Origin of the sequence: Glutamicibacter sp. V16R2B1 (assembly GCF_005774635.1) — a bacterium.
Classification (GTDB): Bacteria; Actinomycetota; Actinomycetes; order Actinomycetales; family Micrococcaceae; genus Glutamicibacter; species Glutamicibacter creatinolyticus.
In genome coordinates, this window is record NZ_VATX01000004.1 from 73,113 (window position 1) to 89,793 (window position 16,681).

General features: G+C 66.0%; 14 protein-coding genes. 7 read left to right on the forward strand and 7 right to left on the reverse strand.

Features of this window, described 5'->3' with window-relative positions; genetic code table 11:
- Nucleotides 1-91: 91 nt before the first annotated feature.
- The 4 genes from FDN03_RS01840 (at nt 92) to FDN03_RS01855 (ending at nt 3,084) form a co-directional block, all read left to right on the forward strand.
- A complete protein-coding gene (locus FDN03_RS01840) occupies nt 92-595 on the forward strand; it encodes a hypothetical protein (protein ID WP_138173536.1) in 504 nt (167 codons plus the stop codon).
- Nucleotides 596-660: 65 nt separating this feature from the next.
- Nucleotides 661-1,503, forward strand: coding sequence for an exodeoxyribonuclease III (locus tag FDN03_RS01845; RefSeq protein WP_138173538.1), 843 nt, complete (start codon nt 661-663; stop codon nt 1,501-1,503).
- 13 nt (nt 1,504-1,516) lie between these two features.
- The gene (gene trpS / locus FDN03_RS01850; RefSeq protein ID WP_138173540.1) at nt 1,517-2,539 is read left to right on the forward strand and encodes a tryptophan--tRNA ligase; all 1,023 of its coding nucleotides are present in this window, start codon (nt 1,517-1,519) and stop codon (nt 2,537-2,539) included.
- Between the two features lie 2 nt (nt 2,540-2,541).
- On the forward strand, nt 2,542-3,084 hold the full coding sequence (locus FDN03_RS01855) for a 2'-5' RNA ligase family protein (RefSeq protein ID WP_138173542.1): 543 nt from the start codon (nt 2,542-2,544) through the stop codon (nt 3,082-3,084).
- Nucleotides 3,085-3,262: 178 nt separating this feature from the next.
- Here the strand turns inward: FDN03_RS01855 and FDN03_RS01860 are convergent, their stop codons facing one another.
- From FDN03_RS01860 to sdhC, 6 genes are all read right to left on the reverse strand, one after another.
- Nucleotides 3,263-4,738, reverse strand: a complete 1,476-nt coding sequence (locus FDN03_RS01860) for a catalase (RefSeq protein ID WP_138173544.1) — start codon at nt 4,736-4,738, stop codon at nt 3,263-3,265.
- 32 nt (nt 4,739-4,770) lie between these two features.
- On the reverse strand, nt 4,771-5,226 hold the full coding sequence (locus FDN03_RS01865) for a Fur family transcriptional regulator (protein WP_246049721.1): 456 nt from the start codon (nt 5,224-5,226) through the stop codon (nt 4,771-4,773).
- Nucleotides 5,227-5,423: 197 nt separating this feature from the next.
- Complete coding sequence (locus FDN03_RS01870; RefSeq protein ID WP_138173546.1) at nt 5,424-6,206, reverse strand: succinate dehydrogenase iron-sulfur subunit; 783 nt, start codon at nt 6,204-6,206, stop codon at nt 5,424-5,426.
- The gene (sdhA, locus tag FDN03_RS01875) at nt 6,206-7,993 is read right to left on the reverse strand and encodes a succinate dehydrogenase flavoprotein subunit (protein ID WP_138173548.1); all 1,788 of its coding nucleotides are present in this window, start codon (nt 7,991-7,993) and stop codon (nt 6,206-6,208) included. Before sdhA ends, FDN03_RS01870 begins: the two co-directional genes overlap by 1 nt.
- A 46-nt stretch (nt 7,994-8,039) precedes the next feature.
- A complete protein-coding gene (locus FDN03_RS01880) occupies nt 8,040-8,489 on the reverse strand; it encodes a succinate dehydrogenase hydrophobic membrane anchor subunit (protein WP_138173550.1) in 450 nt (149 codons plus the stop codon).
- 3 nt (nt 8,490-8,492) lie between these two features.
- A complete protein-coding gene (gene sdhC, locus FDN03_RS01885) occupies nt 8,493-8,873 on the reverse strand; it encodes a succinate dehydrogenase, cytochrome b556 subunit (protein ID WP_246049723.1) in 381 nt (126 codons plus the stop codon).
- Nucleotides 8,874-9,173: 300 nt separating this feature from the next.
- Between sdhC and FDN03_RS01890 the strand changes: the two genes are divergently transcribed.
- Nucleotides 9,174-10,283 carry a mannose-1-phosphate guanylyltransferase gene (locus FDN03_RS01890; RefSeq protein WP_138173552.1) on the forward strand — a complete coding sequence of 370 codons (1,110 nt, stop codon included), beginning with the start codon at nt 9,174-9,176 and terminating at the stop codon, nt 10,281-10,283.
- A gap of 144 nt (nt 10,284-10,427) precedes the next feature.
- Here FDN03_RS01890 and FDN03_RS01895 read toward each other — a convergent pair whose 3' ends face one another.
- Entirely contained in the window at nt 10,428-12,374 is a 1,947-nt protein-coding gene (locus tag FDN03_RS01895; protein ID WP_138173554.1) for a penicillin-binding transpeptidase domain-containing protein, read from the reverse strand.
- 515 nt (nt 12,375-12,889) lie between these two features.
- Between FDN03_RS01895 and betT the strand changes: the two genes are divergently transcribed.
- A complete protein-coding gene (gene betT, locus FDN03_RS01900) occupies nt 12,890-15,052 on the forward strand; it encodes a choline BCCT transporter BetT (protein WP_138173556.1) in 2,163 nt (720 codons plus the stop codon).
- Complete coding sequence (locus FDN03_RS01905; protein ID WP_138173558.1) at nt 15,049-16,587, forward strand: aldehyde dehydrogenase family protein; 1,539 nt, start codon at nt 15,049-15,051, stop codon at nt 16,585-16,587. Before betT ends, FDN03_RS01905 begins: the two co-directional genes overlap by 4 nt.
- Nucleotides 16,588-16,681 lie beyond the last annotated feature (94 nt).

Here is a 16,681-nt window from a genome sequence, read left to right on the forward strand (position 1 = left end):
GGCACCGGTGCCGGCGGCGGGCCTGACGCTGTGGGCGAAGCGACGGGCCGAAAGTTGGTGGCCGCCGCGAACCGATGGGAGAATGGGTGGCATGGAATCTCTAGGCAGCAACGCATCACGCGGGAAGAAGTTGACGCTGAACGCGTCCACGGTCTCCATGGGCGTGATGCTCATCATCCTCCTGGTCGCGGTCATCTTCGCCGCCAACTCGAACCAAATCGTCGGGTGGTTCGTGGTCGTCATTTCCGGAGGCTGGCTGCTGCTCTCGGCGTTCCTGGTGTTCGGGCTCAAGCGTGGGGCGGACCGGATCAACACCTCGCTGCGTGAGGCCACCGTGGCCGTGGCCGACCGGGCCAAGGGTGGTTCCACCGTCGTGATCGATGAGGCCACCAGCCAGCGCGACATGAAGCTGGACCACTCCTTCAAGATCGTCCAGGTGCAGGCCGGGGTGATCCAGCAGGAGCTGGGGAAGTCCGGTCCCGAGTCGCGCGCCATGATCGACCGGGCCCTGGACACCATCAACATGACCGCTGCCAACGCCCGGGACATGATGAAACCCAATGAGCAGCCGATCGACGGCGAGATCATCGACTAGTTTTTGTTACCGCACAGCGCAGCGTCCTGCCCGGGCGTTGCGCTGTCTTTTTGTAAGGTGGAACCGTGATACCTACCAGCTCGGAAATCCTGAACAAGAATGCCGGCGCCGTGCGTGTGGCCTCGGTGAACGTCAACGGCATCCGTGCCGCCTACCGCCGCAACATGGCGGACTGGATTGCGGCGCGCGACGTGGACATCCTGTGTCTGCAGGAAGTGCGCGCACCGGACAAGATCGTGCGCGAGCTGGTGGGCGAGGGCTGGCACATCCTGCATGCCGAGGCCAAGGACAAGGGCCGGGCCGGGGTGGCGATCCTCTCCCGCGCCGAGCCGGTGGCGGTGCGCGAGCACATTGGCGATGAGTACTTCGCCGAGTCCGGACGCTGGGTGGAGGCGGACTTCACCATGGCCGACGGCTCGACGCTGTGCGTGGTCTCCGCCTACGTGCACTCCGGGGAGCTGAACACCCCCAAGCAGGAGGACAAGTACCGCTTCCTGCAGCGGATGACCGAGCACCTGCCGGTGCTGAAGGCCACCAAGGACCATGTGCTGGTCGTGGGCGACCTGAACGTGGTGCACACCGAACGCGACATCAAGAACTGGAAGCCGAACCACAACAAGCGTGCCGGGGTGCTGGACGAGGAGATCGCCTACTTCAACGGCTTCTTCGGCGAGCAGATCGGCTACATGGACGTGGCCCGGACCCTGGCCGGTGACGAGCAGGGCCCCTACACCTGGTGGTCCTGGCGCGGCCAGGCGTTCGTGAACAACGCCGGCTGGCGCATCGACTACCACATGGCCACCCCGGAGCTGACCGCCAAGGCGATCAAGGCCCACGTGGACCGTGCCAGCGAATACGCCCTGCGTTTCTCCGACCACGCACCGCTGGTCGTCGACTACCAGTTCTAAGGATCGAAATCTCATGAGCACCACCCGTCCCCGCGTCCTGTCGGGCATGCAGCCCTCCGGCGACTCCCTGCACCTGGGCAACTACCTCGGAGCGCTGGTCAACTGGGTCAAGACCCAGGATCAGTACGACGCGTTCTTCTTCATCCCGGACATGCACGCGATCACCGTCGCGCAGGACCCGGCGGACCTGCAGGCCCGCACCCGCAAGACCGCCGCCCAGTTCATCGCCGGGGGCATCGACGTGGAGAAGTCCACCCTCTTCGTCCAGTCCCAGGTTCCCGAGCACGCCCAGCTGGCCTGGGTGTTCAACTGCATCACCGGGTTCGGTGAGGCCAGCCGAATGACCCAGTTCAAGGACAAGACCGCCAAGGGCGGCACCGAGAACGCCAGCGTCGGGCTGTTCACCTACCCGGTGCTGATGGCCGCGGACATCCTGCTCTACCAGCCCGAAGGGGTGCCGGTGGGCGATGACCAGCGCCAGCACGTGGAGCTGACCCGCACCCTGGCCCAGCGCTTCAACCACCGCTTCGGGCAGACGTTCGTGGTGCCCAAGGCGCAGATCCCGGCCGAGGGGGCGCGGATCTACGATCTGCAGAACCCCACCGCGAAGATGTCCAAGTCCGCGGAGTCGCCCAACGGGCTGATCAACGTGCTCGATGAGCCGAAGCTGATCGCCAAGCGGATCAAGTCCGCGGTCACCGACACCGGCACGGTCATCGCCTACGACAAGGAAAACCAGCCCGGGGTCTCGAACCTGCTGGACATCCTGGCCGCGGTCACCGAACGACCGGTGCCGCAGCTGGTCGCCGAGTTCGAGGGCAAGATGTACGGGCACCTGAAGGTCGCCGTGGCCGATGCGGTGGTCGAACGGCTCACCCCGATCCGCGAACGCACCCTGGAGCTGCTCGATGACCCGGCCGAGCTGGACCGGCTGCTGCTGACCGGGGCGAACAAGGCCCGTGAGGTGGCCAGCCGCACCGTGGCCGACGTGTACGAGAAAGTCGGTTTCCTGCCGCCGTTGGGAAGCCTGCGGTAGCGGTGCAGCCGCACCCGGTCCCGCCTGAGGACCCCCAGTACACGCTGGGGGTCGTCATCCCGGTGCCCGAACCGCCGCGCACCCAGCTGCGCGACTGGCGGGCCAGCTACGGGGGCCAGGCCAGCCTGCTCATCGAACCGCACATCACCCTGGTCACCGGGTCGCTGAACGGCGGCGCCAGCTGGCAGGACGCGGCGCAGCACCTGCAGCGGGTCTGCGCCGCACAGCCCCCGTTCACCGTGCAGCTGGGAGCGGCGATCTCCTTCCGGCCGCTGAGCCCGGTGGTGTACCTGCCGCTGCGCCAGGGGCTGGACGCCTGCCGGCAGCTGCACCAGGCGCTGCTGCACGGCCCGCTGCGCCACGACTCGCCCTTCGAGTACCACCCGCACCTGACGATCGCCCAGAACGTCACCGACGCCGAACTGGACGCGGCCCTGCACGCATTGTCCGGGGTGGAGCTGCGCTTCACCGTGGACCAGGTGCAGCTCTTTGCGATGCACGCCGGCACCTGGCAGCTGCGCGAACAGCTGGCGCTGCTGGGCTAGGCACGACCCGCCGATCCCGGCCGATACCACACGGAAGGCACCGCTGCCGCCCATTGCCCTGCGGTGGCGCGAAAGGCAAAAAACCTCCGCGGTGCAACAGCACCACGGAGGTTTTTTCACGCCCTAGCGCACGCGGCGCCCGGGACCGGTCCCTGGACCGTTGCCCGCAGGCAGGGTCCTAGACGGTCGCCTTCGCGCGAACGTTGGACTCGATCTGCGAGCCGACGTTCTCGTCGATGTTCTTCCAGTACTGGATGGCGTTGGACAGGACCGGCTCGATGACGCCCTCCAGGGCGCCGGTGACGGTCTGCACCAGACGGGCACGCTGCTCGTCGTCCATGACCTCGCGCACCAGGATGCCCGGCTGCACGAAGTCGCCATCGTCCTCACGCAGGGTGTAGGACGAGCGCACCAGGTCTCCATCGGATTCGAAGGAGTTGTCGACCGGGCCGGTCTCATCGCTCCAGGAATCACCGAAGGAGTTCGGGACGTAGTAGCTGCGGGCACCGGAGTGCTCGTACCACATGTTGCCCTCGAAGTTGTAGCTGTGCACCGGAACCTTCGGGCGGTTGACCGGCAGCTGCTGGAAGTTGGTGCCGATGCGGTAGCGCTGGGCATCCGCGTAGGCGAAGTTGCGGCCCAGCAGCATCTTGTCCGGGCTCATGCCCATGCCGGGAACCATGTTCGCCGGCGAGAAGGCGGCCTGCTCGATCTCGGCGAAGAAGTTCTCCGGGTTGCGGTTCAGGGTCAGGGTGCCGACCTTGATGCGCGGGTAGTCCTTCTTCGACCAGGTCTTGGTCAGGTCGAACGGGTTGTAGCGGTAGGTCTTGGCCTCTTCATACGGCATGACCTGGATGTACAGGTCCCACTGCGGGAAGTTGCCTTCCTTGATGGCGTTGAACAGGTCGCGGCGGTGGAACTCGGCGTCCGCACCTGCCAGGCGCTCGGCCTCGGCACCGTCGATGGTCTCGAACTTGTCCGACTGCTTGTTGATGAAGTGGTACTTCACCCAGAACTTCTCGCCGGCTTCGTTGACCCACATGTAGGTGTGCGAGCCGTAGCCGTTCATTTCACGCCAGGTCTTCGGCAGGCCGCGGTCACCCATGATGTAGGTGACCTGGTGGGCCGACTCGGGGTTCTGGGTCCAGAAGTCCCACTGCATGGTGCCGTCGCGCAGGCCCGAATCCGGCAGGCGCTTCTGCGAGCGGATGAAGTGCGGGAACTTCATCGGATCACGCAGGAAGAACACCGGGGTGTTGTTGCCCACCAGGTCGAAGTTGCCTTCGGTGGTGTAGAACTTCAGGGCGAAGCCGCGCACGTCGCGCCAGGTGTCCGGGGAGCCGAGCTCACCGGCCACGGTGGAGAAACGCAGCAGGGTCTCGGTCTTGACACCCTTCTGGAACAGTGCAGCCTTGGTGTACTGCGAGACGTCCTCGGTGGTCTCGAATTCGCCGAAGGCGCCAGCGCCCTTGGCGTGCGGACGACGCTCCGGAACGTTCATGCGGTTGAAGTGCTGCAGGGTCTCGACCAGGTGGTGGTCGTGCAGCACGATGGGGCCATCGGCACCCACGGTCAGCGAGTTGCGGTCGCTGACGGCTGGGATGCCAGCCTGAGTGGTCGAACCGGTGTGGTGACCGTTGTTTTCGGCAGCCATGTGCTCTCCTTTGTTTGGATCCGGCTAGGTGGTCAGGGAAGGTTCAGTCCAGCGGACGCCGCACACTTGGCGCAGGTCCCGTGATAGAGGACTTCAGCCACGGAGATTTTCATCCCGCGGACGATGTTGGGGTCCAGGCAGGCCGGCGCCGTGGTGGGCAGCGCGACATCCTCGACGAGTCCGCACTGCGTGCAGACGGCATGGTGGTGGTCGGTGATGCGGGTTTCGTAGCGTGCCCCCGCATGCGGCACATCCAGCCGACGCAGCAGCCCGGAGCTGGCCAGGTCGTTCACCACGGTGTGCACGGTGCCCAGGGCGATCCCGGGGATCTCCTGCTGGGCGTGGCGGTGCAGCTCATCGGCGGTGGAATGCGGGTGGCGGGTGGCACAGTCCAGGACGGCCACACGCTGCTTGGTCACACGCCGGCCCGCGGCGCGCAGGGGCTCGGCCCAGCGTGCATGCGAAGCGTCGGTCTGATCGTGTGCCATATCTCTATCATGCCACAAACTTGAATAGTTCAAAATAAGCATGGGGTGGATTTTCGCTGGGAGACTAATCTCCTCCTGCCGGATCCGCCCTGCGGTAGCGGCACCTTTGGGGAGCCGGCGCCGGCCGGGGGAGGGGATGGCAAAGGGGCCCCGAACCGCAGTGGTTCGGGGCCCCTAGGGTGCCGTCGGGCAGCTGATTAGATGGTGCGCGACAAGATGGCCTGCTTGACCTCGGCGATCGCCTTGGTCACCTGGATGCCACGCGGGCACGCCTCGGTGCAGTTGAAGACGGTGCGGCAGCGCCACACGCCTTCCTTGTCGTTCAGGATCTCCAGGCGCATGTCCCCGGCCTCGTCACGCGAGTCGAAGATGAATCGGTGGGCGTTGACGATCGCGGCCGGGCCGAAGTACTGGCCATCGGTCCAGAACACCGGGCAGGAGCTGGTGCAGGCGGCACACAGGATGCACTTGGTGGTGTCGTCGAAGCGCTCACGGTCCTCGACGGACTGGAAACGCTCGCGGGTCGGCTCGTGGCTGTTGTTGATCAGGAACGGCATGATCTCGCGGTAGGACTGGAAGAACGGCTCCATGTCCACGATCAGGTCCTTCTCCAGCGGCAGGCCCTTGATCGCCTCAACGGTGATCGGCTTGGAGGTGTCCAGGTCCTTGAGCAGGGTCTTGCAGGCCAGGCGGTTGCGGCCGTTGATGCGCATGGCATCGGAGCCGCAAATGCCGTGGGCGCAGGAGCGGCGGAACGACAGCGAGCCGTCGTGCTCCCACTTGACCTTGTGCAGGGCGTCCAGCACGCGGTCGGTGCCGTACATGGTCAGCTTGAAGTCTTCCCAGTAGGCCTCGGACTTGCTCTCGGGCAGGTAACGGCGAACACGCAGGGTGATGTTGAAGGTAGGGATTTCTCCGCCGCCGCCAACACCGGGCTTCAGCTCGATCTTTGATGCTGGTTCTGGCTGTTCGGTGCTCATTAGTACTTACGCTCCATCGGCTGGTAACGGGTGAAGACCACCGGCTTGGTCTCCATGCGGATGCCCTTGATGTCCTCGGTGACGGCATCGGCGTCGCGGTAGGACATCGAGTGCTTCATGAAGTTCTCGTCATCGCGGTCCGGGAAGTCCTCGCGGTAGTGGCCGCCGCGCGATTCCTTGCGGTGCAGGGCTGCCACGGTCATGACCTCGGCAAGGTCCAGCAGGAAGCCGAGCTCGATGGCTTCGAGCAGATCCAGGTTGAAGCGCTTGCCCTTGTCCTGGATGCCGATGTTCTTGTAGCGCATGCGCAGGTCCTCGATCACGTCGCGGGCCTCCTTCAGCGAACGCTCGTCGCGGAACACCTGGACGTTGCTGTCCATGGTCTCCTGCAGGATCGAACGCAGCTCGGCGACCTTCTCGGTGCCGTTGGAGTCCATCAGCGCGCCGATCTGGCTGGTGACGAACTGCTCGCTGTCCTCCGGCAGGTCGACGAAGTCGGCGTCCTTGGCGTATTCGGCCGCGGCCACACCGGCGCGCTTGCCGAAGACGTTGATGTCCAGCAGCGAGTTGGTGCCCAGGCGGTTCGAGCCGTGCACGGACACGCAGGCGACCTCACCGGCGGCGAACAGGCCCGGGACGACGGTGTCGTTGTCCTGCAGCACCTGGGTCTTGATGTTGGTCGGCACACCGCCCATGGCGTAGTGCGCGGTCGGGTACACCGGGACCGGATCGGTGAACGGCTCCACACCCAGGTAGGTGCGGGCGAACTCGGTGATGTCCGGCAGCTTGGATTCGATGTGCTCCGGCTCCAGGTGGGTCAGGTCCAGCAGCACGTAGTCCTTGTTTGGACCGCAGCCGCGGCCCTCGCGCACCTCGTTGGCCATGGCGCGGGCGACGATGTCGCGCGGGGCCAGGTCCTTAATGGTCGGTGCGTAGCGCTCCATGAAGCGCTCACCGTCGGAGTTGCGCAGGATCGCGCCTTCACCGCGGGCACCCTCGGTCAGCAGGATGCCCAGCCCGGCCAGGCCGGTCGGGTGGAACTGGAAGAACTCCATGTCCTCCAGCGGCAGGCCGCGGCGGAAGGCGATGCCCATGCCGTCGCCGGTCAGGGTGTGGGCGTTGGAGGTGGTCTTGAAGACCTTGCCGGCGCCGCCCGATGCGAAGATCACGCTCTTGGCCTGGAACACGTGCAGTTCGCCGGTGGCCAGGTCGTAGGAGACCACGCCGGCCACGCGCTTCTGCTTGTAGGCGGTGCCGTCCTCGCGGTAGGCGTCCTCCTCAACCAGCAGCAGGTCCAGCACGTAGTACTCGTTGTAGAACTCGACGTTGTGCTTCACGCAGTTTTGGTACAGGGTCTGCAGGATCATGTGACCGGTGCGGTCCGCGGCGTAGCAGGCGCGGCGCACGGCAGCCTTGCCGTGGTCACGGGTGTGCCCGCCGAAGCGGCGCTGGTCGATCTTGCCGTCCGGGGTGCGGTTGAAGGGAAGACCCATCTTTTCCAGGTCCAGCACCGCGTCGATGGCTTCCTTGGCCATGATCTCGGCTGCGTCCTGGTCCACCAGGTAGTCGCCACCCTTGATGGTGTCGAAGGTGTGCCATTCCCAGTTGTCTTCTTCAACGTTGGCCAGTGCCGCGCACATGCCACCCTGGGCCGCACCGGTGTGGGAGCGGGTCGGGTAAAGCTTGGTCAGCACTGCGGTACGGGCGCGCTGGCCGGATTCGATCGCGGCACGCATCCCCGCGCCGCCGGCACCGACGATGACGACGTCGTACTTATGTACCTGCATTCTTGAGGCTCTCTTTTCTAGAAATCTATTGCGGTGTGGCGCGCAATTAGGCGCACTGCGGCAGCGGGCTGTTGGCCACGCACGGATCGAAGGTGAAGATCACCAGCGAGCCGAGGACCAGGATGAAGATGGTGGCCACGTACAGCAGCCCCTTCAGCCAGGTGCGGGTCGCGTGCTTCTCGGCGTAGTCGTTGATGATGGTGCGCACACCGTTGGTGCCGTGCAGCATGGAGAGCCACAGCAGGGCCAGGTCCCAGAACTGCCAGACCGGGGAGGCCCACTTGCCGGCCACGAAGCCGAAGGACAGGGCGTTGATGCCGTCGCCAACAATAAGGTTGGCGATCAGGTGACCGAAAATCAGCACGACCAGGACCACGCCGGACAGGCGCATGAACAGCCAGCCGAGCATTTCGAAGTTGCCGCGCGACTTCGGACCGCGAATGTACTTCGGGTCCATGCGCTGGCTGCTGCGCGGAGCTTGAATATCGACACTCATGGCTTAGTGACCTCCGAAGGCGAGCGACAGGTGGCGGATGGCGAATCCGGCGAAGACGACGACCCACAGGCCGAGCACGCCCCACAGCAGCTGGCGCTGGTACTTGGTGCCCTGCTTCCAGAAGTCCACCAGGATCACGCGCAGGCCATTAAAGGCGTGGAAGAGGATGGCGGCAACCAGGGCGGTCTCGCCCAGGGCCATCAACGGGTTCTTGTAGGTGCCGATAACGGCGTCGTATGCGCTGGCATCGACGCGGACGAGTGCAGTATCAAGCACGTGCACCAAGAGAAAAAGGAAAATAACGACACCGGTGACTCGGTGTCCCACCCATGACCACATGCCCTCACGGCCGCGGTAGAGGGTGCCTGACGAAGTCTTCGACACTGAACTAAACCTCCAAGACTCGCAACGGCGCATGTGTATCTTGCACACAATGAAATGTGACGCACTTGTGCGAGCGTTCCTTGCCCGAGTCTAAACCACTCGTGCCGGTGTGTTCTATGTTCTGATTATTTTGTGTGAGCAGGTTCACCGATAGGGGTGAATATTGCGCCGAATGGCCACAAATGCCCGTGGATTAGGGCATTTTTCAATGTTCTAATTATCGGAAATGTGCGCTAAATCCAACGCGCATTGACGCGTTCAAGCCGGGCGCGGATGGGCCAATGAACTAGTCTTGCTGTTGTGAATGAAGACCTGCTAGCGCGTTTCCATGGCGTCATTCCGGCCGGTGGAGTCGGAACCAGGCTGTGGCCACTGTCCCGGGCGTCGGCCCCGAAGTTCCTGCACGATCTGACCGGCTCGGGCTCCACGCTGATCCGGGCCACCTACGACCGCCTGGTGCCGCTGGCCAGTGAGCGGATTATGGTGGTGACCGGCCGGGCGCACCGTGGCGCCGTGCTGAGCCAGCTAAACGAGATCTGCGACGAGAACCTGGTGCTGGAGCCGGAGCCACGTGACTCCGCCGCCGCGATCGGGCTGGCCGCGGCCATCCTGTACCGCCGCAACCCGAACATCATCATGGGCTCCTTCGCCGCCGACCAGGTCATCGGTCCGGTGGCGGTCTTTCAGGAGGCGGTGCGCGAGGCCATCCACACTGCGGCCACCGGCAAGATCGTGACCATCGGCATCCACCCCACCCACCCGTCGACCGGGTTCGGGTACATCCAGACCGGCCTGCCGCTGGAGATCGAGCACGCTCCCACGGCCCGCGCGGTCGCCCAGTTCGTGGAGAAGCCCGACGCGGATACCGCCCGGCAGTACCTGGCCAGCGGCTTTTTGTGGAACGCGGGCATGTTCGTCGCCCCGGTCTCGCTGATGCTCCAGCACCTTCAGGCCAACGAACCGGACCTGCATGCCGGGCTGATGCGCATCGCCGCCGCCTGGGACACCGACCAGCGAGACGCGGTCATGGAGGAAGTCTGGCCCGGGCTGCCGAAGATCGCGATCGACTACGCGGTCGCCGAGCCGGCGGCCGCCGCCGGGGACGTCGCGGTCATTCCCGGCGTCTTCAACTGGGACGACGTGGGCGACTTCGCCGCGATCGGCCGGTTGAACAAGGCCAGCGAGGAAACCGGGGTGACGATCCTGGGCGACAAGGTCCGGGTCTACTCGGACAACGCCTCCGGGGTCGTGTACGGGGACAACCCGCGGGTGGTGGCGCTGATCGGCATCGATGACGTGATCGTGGTGGACACGGCCGATGCGCTGCTGGTGACCACGAAGGAACATGCGCAGCAGGTCAAGCAGACCGTGGAGCAGCTGAAGAAGGACGGCGCCACGGACGTGCTGTAGCCGCAGCCAGCGCCCCGTCCCGGTGGTCGATGCGGGGCTGCGGCGCAAAACAGGCACGCTGCCGATGAAGATGCGAATCGCGGCCCCGGGGATCATCCCCGGGGCCGCGATCTGTCATTGTCGGCGGCTGCCTGCGGCAGCGCCCTAGCGCGGCAGCTCGGTGAGGAACTCGCGCACCAGCGGCCCGGCGGTTTGCGCGCCGCCCTCGCCCTCCTCGACGAAGGCCGCGATCGCCAGGTCGCCCTGCCCGGCAATGGCCCAGGCGTGGGCGTTGCGTTCGGCGTCGTACTCCGCGGTGCCGCTCTTGCCGATCACCGTGCCGCCGGGCACCGAATTCAGCTGCTTCAAGGTGCCGTGGTCCACGACCTCGCCCATCATGGAGCGCAGCTGCTTGGCTTCATCCTCGCTCAGCTCGGTGGCCTGCGTCGAGGGGCTGGGCTGCTGGGACTGCCCGGCGTCCTGCTGGTCCTGCGCGTCGGTGAGCACCAGCTGGGGGTGCACGGTCTCACCGGCCACCACCGAGGCCATCACCGTGGCCATGCCCAGCGGGGAAGCCTGCACCACCCCCTGCCCGATCATGTTGGCCGCCAGCTCCGTGCCCTTGGAATCATCGGGCACCATGCCGAGGAAGGCGTTGGCGCCGGTGGAATCCTGCGCGTTCAAACCCAGCGAGCCAGCCGCCTGGGCGACCTTGGAGGAGCCCAGGTCCGCCCCGGCCTCAACGAAGACCGTATTGCAGGACTGGGCCAGGGCCTCGGACAGCGGCAGCTGGCCCAGCGCGCTGGAGGGGTAGCCGTCATAGTTCTTGAAGGCCTTGCCATCCACGGTGGTGGTGGCGGGGCAGTCGACCTTGGTGCCCGGGGTGGCCCCGTCGCGCAGCATCGCCAGCGCGGAAATGACCTTGAAGGAGGACCCCGGGGCGTACTTGCCCAGCAGCGCGGTGTTGTAGGCGTTGTCTTCCGGCCCGGAGGCGGCGGCCAGCACGGCCCCGTCGGAGGGGCGCACGGCGACCAGCGCGGCGGGGGAGTCGGTGTCGGCGACCACCGAGTCGGCCAGCTGCTGCAGCTTCGGATCCAGGCTCAGCTCCAGGTCCTTGCCGTTGACCGGCTCGCTGCTGAACAGTTCGTCCTGCTGCTCGTGCTCGGAGTTGTAGCTGGCCACCGTGGTGCCGGCGGTGCCGGCCAGCAGCTGGTTGTACTGGGCCTGCAGGCCGGAGCGTCCCACCTGGTCCCCGGCCTTGACCTTGCCCTCGGACTTCTCGATGATTTCCGCGGTCGCCTGGCCGACGGTGCCCAGCAGCTGGCGGGCGAAGCTGCGGGTGGGGGCCAACGGCAGCTCATCGGGGGTGGCGACCGCCCCGGGGAGGGCGTTGATCTTTTCATCGGTCGCCTCACGCTCGGCGTCATCGCGCAACACGATCGCCTCGACCCAGGCCCGTTCCCCGGCCGCGGCGACCCGCTTGGCGTAGTCATCGGGATCCAGGTCCACCAGCTTGGCCAGGGCCCGGGCCGAGTCCTCCCATTCGGAGGCCTCGGCGCGGGTCTTGTCGATGCCCACGCGCACGACCGGACGGTCGGTGACCAGTTTGGCGCCCTTCGCCCCGAGGATGTCGCCGCGCTGCGCCGCGGTATTCCGGGCGGCCAGGTAGTCGCCCTCCTCCAGGCCTGGGGCCAGGACGGCCGGATCGAAGCGCAGCTTCCAGTCCTGGGCGTCCTGGTCGTACTCAAAGACCGCGTTGGTTTGGTAGCTCAGGTCGTTCTCGCCTGGGTCGACGTCCCATACGGTGTTGATCACCGCGGTCGCGGTCTTCTGCTCACCCTGGGGTTCCTCGTCCACCTCGGCCGACTGCACGGTGTGCGTGTGCCCGATCCCGTCCATGCGCCGGAAGGTTTCCTTGACGACCTGGCTGACCTGCTCGGTATCGGCACCGGCGGCCAAGGGCACCTGCGAAAAGTCGTCGGACTCCAGTGCCGCGCTCAGCGCCTCGGCGGCCGGCTTGACCTCCGGGGTGGAGTCGCTGCAGGAGGTGAGGGTGGCCGCGAGCAGGGCGGCGGTGGTCAGGGCGCCCAAGGGGCGGAGAACGGGTCGCATGGCGCCATCGTATTCACCCCCAGGGTGTTGCAGGCAATTGGTTAAGGAAACCCAAAGCGCATCCGGACATGGCCGGAGTTAATGGCGGTGGCGATCCGCTGGCGTAAAACCGGCAACGTTGCATATAGCTGGCCGCAATGGGCGGCCAGGATTCGGGGTGCGTTAATCCCTTGCGCGGAGGTTTGGACCGGCCGGGGCAGCAATGGGTTCTTGACGCCATTTCCGGCAGTGTTAAAAGCGCAGGGATCCGGTATCGTGGAACGGCTTAAAAAGGCCGTTCGGAACGTCACTGGCTCGCCCCAATTCAAGGGTTAAAATGACACGTCTTGCGGCGCCGCGCAAGAGGCGGCGCACGGTGATTTTCGCCCCAGTCCCGGCCTAACGTGCATCAACTCTCAAATCTGAATCGCAAATCCCTGTGACTAGGCTCGAAGAATAGTTGAAACATGAAGCTTCAAGCGGAATTGTGGTGCATTTCTCGCCCTATTTATTACTCATTGGTAGGCTCAATGGCCATGACTGCCCCTACGACAACCCCTGAACCACCCAAGACCAGCGGGGAAACTCCGCCTGCGGGCCAGGCGCCCCCACCAAAAACCCGGGTCAACCGGGTGGTGTTCTACGGTTCGGCGCTGCTGGTGCTGGCCATTGCCCTGTGGGCGATCATCGACCGGGAATCGGCCGACGCGGTCATTACCGCGTGCGTGACCTGGATCGGACACACCTTCGGCTGGTACTACACGCTGATCGTCGTGGCGGTGCTGGTCTTCGTCATCGGGATCGCGATCTCCAAGGTGGGCAAGACCCGGCTGGGCCCGGACCACTCCCGGCCCACCTTCAACCTGTTCACCTGGGCGGCGATGCTGTTCGCCGCGGGCATCGGCATCGACCTGATGTTCTTCTCGGTCTCCGAACCGGTCACCCAGTACCTGGCACCGCCGCGCGGGGAGGGCTCCACCGTGGAGGCCGCACGCCAGGCGGTGGTGTGGACGCTGTTCCACTACGGACTCCTGGGTTGGGGGCTCTATGCGCTGATCGGCCTGGCCCTGGGCTACTTCTCCTACCGGCACAACCTGCCGCTGTCGATCCGCTCGGCGCTCTACCCGCTGCTGGGGGACCGGATCCACGGCTGGATCGGGCATGCGGTGGACATCGCCGCGATGCTCGGCACGATCTTCGGCATCGCCACCTCGCTGGGCATCGGCGTCGCCCAGCTGAACTTCGGGCTGAACTTCATGTTCGACATCCCGGAGAACACCATGTGGCAGATCATCCTGATCGTCATCGCGGTACTGATGGCCACGATCTCGGTGCTCACCGGAGTGGAGAAGGGCATCCGGCGGCTCTCCGAGCTGAACGTGCTGCTGTGCATCGCGCTGATGGTGTTTGTGCTGGTGGCCGGCAGCACTTCGTTCCTCTTCGACGGGATTATCACCAACATCGGCGACACGCTCTCGCGCTTCCCGTCGATGGCGCTGGACACCTTCGCCTTCGACCGCCCCGATGACTGGCTGAACAGCTGGACCCTGTTCTTCTGGGCCTGGTGGATCGCCTGGGCCCCGTTCGTGGGCCTGTTCCTGGCGCGCATCTCCCGCGGCCGGACCATCCGCCAGTTCGTCACCGGCGTGCTGGTTGTGCCGTTCGCGTTCATCCTGCTGTGGATCTCGATCTTCGGCAACAGTGCGCTGGCCCTGGTGCGCGGGGGCAATGAGGCGTTTGGCGAGGTGGCGATGAACACCCCGGAACAGGCGTTCTACTCGCTGCTGGAGCAATACCCGGGCGCGCCGATCACCGCGGCGATCGCCACCTTCACCGGGCTGCTGTTCTACGTCACCAGTGCCGACTCCGGTGCCCTGGTGATGGCGAACTTCACCTCCCACCTGGCCGACCCGCAGTCCGACGGGTCCAAGCCGGTGCGCCTGTTCTGGTCGCTGGCCACCGGCCTGCTGACCCTGGGCATGCTGCTGGTGGGCGGGGTGCCGACCCTGCAGGGCGCCACCGTGATCATGGGGCTGCCGTTCTCCTTCGTGCTGGTGTTCATCATGCTCGGCGTGTTCAAGTCGCTGCGGGTGGAATCCGCGCTGGCCAACAGCTACAAGCACACCATGCACAAGCTGCTCTCCAGCCGCATCGGCACCCCCAACGACCGGCGCAGCTGGAAGCAGCGCCTGGCCCGGACCATGAACTACCCCGGGCACCGGGCCACCAAACGCTACCTGGACGAGGTGGCCCTGCCGGCCCTGGAGGAGGTCAGCCAGGAGTTCTCCGCCCGCGGTGCGGAAGTGGCACTGGATATTGAACGGGTGGAGCACCTGGAGCTGGATTCGCTGGACCTGGTGGTCAGCAACGGGGACGAACGGCCCTTCAAATACCAGATCTACCCGGTGGCCATGCCGGTGCCCAGCTACGCCAGGGTTTCGGCCGGCAACGACATCTACTACCGCATCGAGGTCTTCTCCCAGGAAGGCAGCCACGGCTACGACCTGATGGGCCTGAACAAGGATCAGCTGATCTGCGACGTGCTGGACCAGTACGAGGCGCACATGACGTTCTTGACCACCCAGGTCGAGGCCGAGGGGCCCAGCCTGATCAACAGCAACGGGGTCTCGAAGACCGACTGGGAATCGGACTTCGACACCACCTCCCTACCGATTTCAACCACTAAGGAGCAAGCATGAGCCTGCCACAGGACACCGACTTTCCCCGCAACGAAAACCCGTTGCTGCATTCGGGCGCGACCCTGTTCATCGACGGGAAGTTCCAAAAGGCGGCCTCCGGGCGCACCCGCACCATCCAGTGCCCCGCCAATGGGGTAGCGGTGGCCACGGTCTCCGAGGCCGGCCAGCAGGACTCCGAGGCCGCGATTGCCGCCGCCCGCCGCTCCTTCGACTCCGGGGTGTGGTCCTCGGTGCCGGCCGGAGAGCGCGGGGACTTCCTGCTGAAGGTCGCCGACCGGATCAGCGAGCGCAAGGAGGAGTTTGCGCTGGCCGAAACCCTGGACACCGGCAAGCGGATCGTCGAAGGCCGCCTGGACATGGACGACATCATCGCCAGCTTCCGCTACTTCGGCAAGCTGGCCGGCAACCAGGCCGGACGGATCGTGGACGCCGGGGACGCGAACGTGGTCAGCCGGATCGTGCATGAGCCAATCGGCGTGGCCGCGATGATCACCCCCTGGAACTACCCGCTGCTGCAGGCGGCCTGGAAGATCGCCCCGGCGCTGGCCGCCGGCTGCTCGTTCGTGCTCAAGCCCGCGGAGCTGACCCCCTCCACCGCGATCCTGACCATGCAGGTGCTCGATGAGCTCGGCCTGCCGGCCGGGGTGGCGAACCTGGTCACCGGCACCGGGGTCGAAGCCGGCGCGATCCTCTCCGAGCACCGCGACGTGGACCTGGTCTCCTTCACCGGCGGGCTGGTCACCGGGCGCAAGGTGGCCGCCGCGGCCGCCGGCACCGTGAAGAAGGTGGCGCTGGAGCTGGGCGGAAAGAACCCGAACGTGATCTTCGCCGACGCCGACTTCGACGCCGCGGTGGACAACGCGCTGAACGGCGCGTTCGTGCACTCCGGGCAGGTGTGCTCGGCCGGTGCCCGGATCGTGGTGGAGGAATCCATCGCCGAGAAGTTCACCGCCGAACTGGTGCGCCGCGCCCAGCAGATCCGCCTGGGCGGCCCGTTCGACGAGCGGACCGAGACCGGCGCGCTGATCTCCGCCGAGCACCTGGCCAAGGTTGACGCCTACGTGCAGGCCGGTATCGCCGAGGGCGCCCGCGTGCTGTGCGGCGGACGGGCCGCAACCGACGAGGACGGCGCGGGCCTGGGCTCCGGGCACTTCTACCTGCCCACCGTGATCGACCAGGTCCGCTCCGGGATGAGCGTGGTCGTCGACGAGGCGTTCGGCCCGGTGGTCACCGTGGAGACCTTCCGCACCGAGGATGAGGCCGTGGCCATCGCCAATGACACCGACTACGGCCTGGCCGGAGCGGTGTGGAGCCAGGACGCCTCGCGCACCCAGCGGGTGGCCGCCCGCCTGCGCCACGGCACCGTGTGGATCAACGACTTCCACCCCTACCTGCCGCAGGCCGAATGGGGCGGCTACGGCCAGTCGGGCGTGGGCCGTGAACTGGGCCCGACCGGACTGGGCGAGTACCAGGAAGCCAAGCACATCTACCACAACCTGGATCCCCAGGTCACCGGCTGGTTCCCCGCCAAGTAGGCGAGCCGCACGCGGCCCGTTCCGGCGCTGCGCCAGCCTCCTGCGGGGCGCTGGCGCAGCGCCGGACCCCTGCCCACCGGGGCGTGCCGGACCG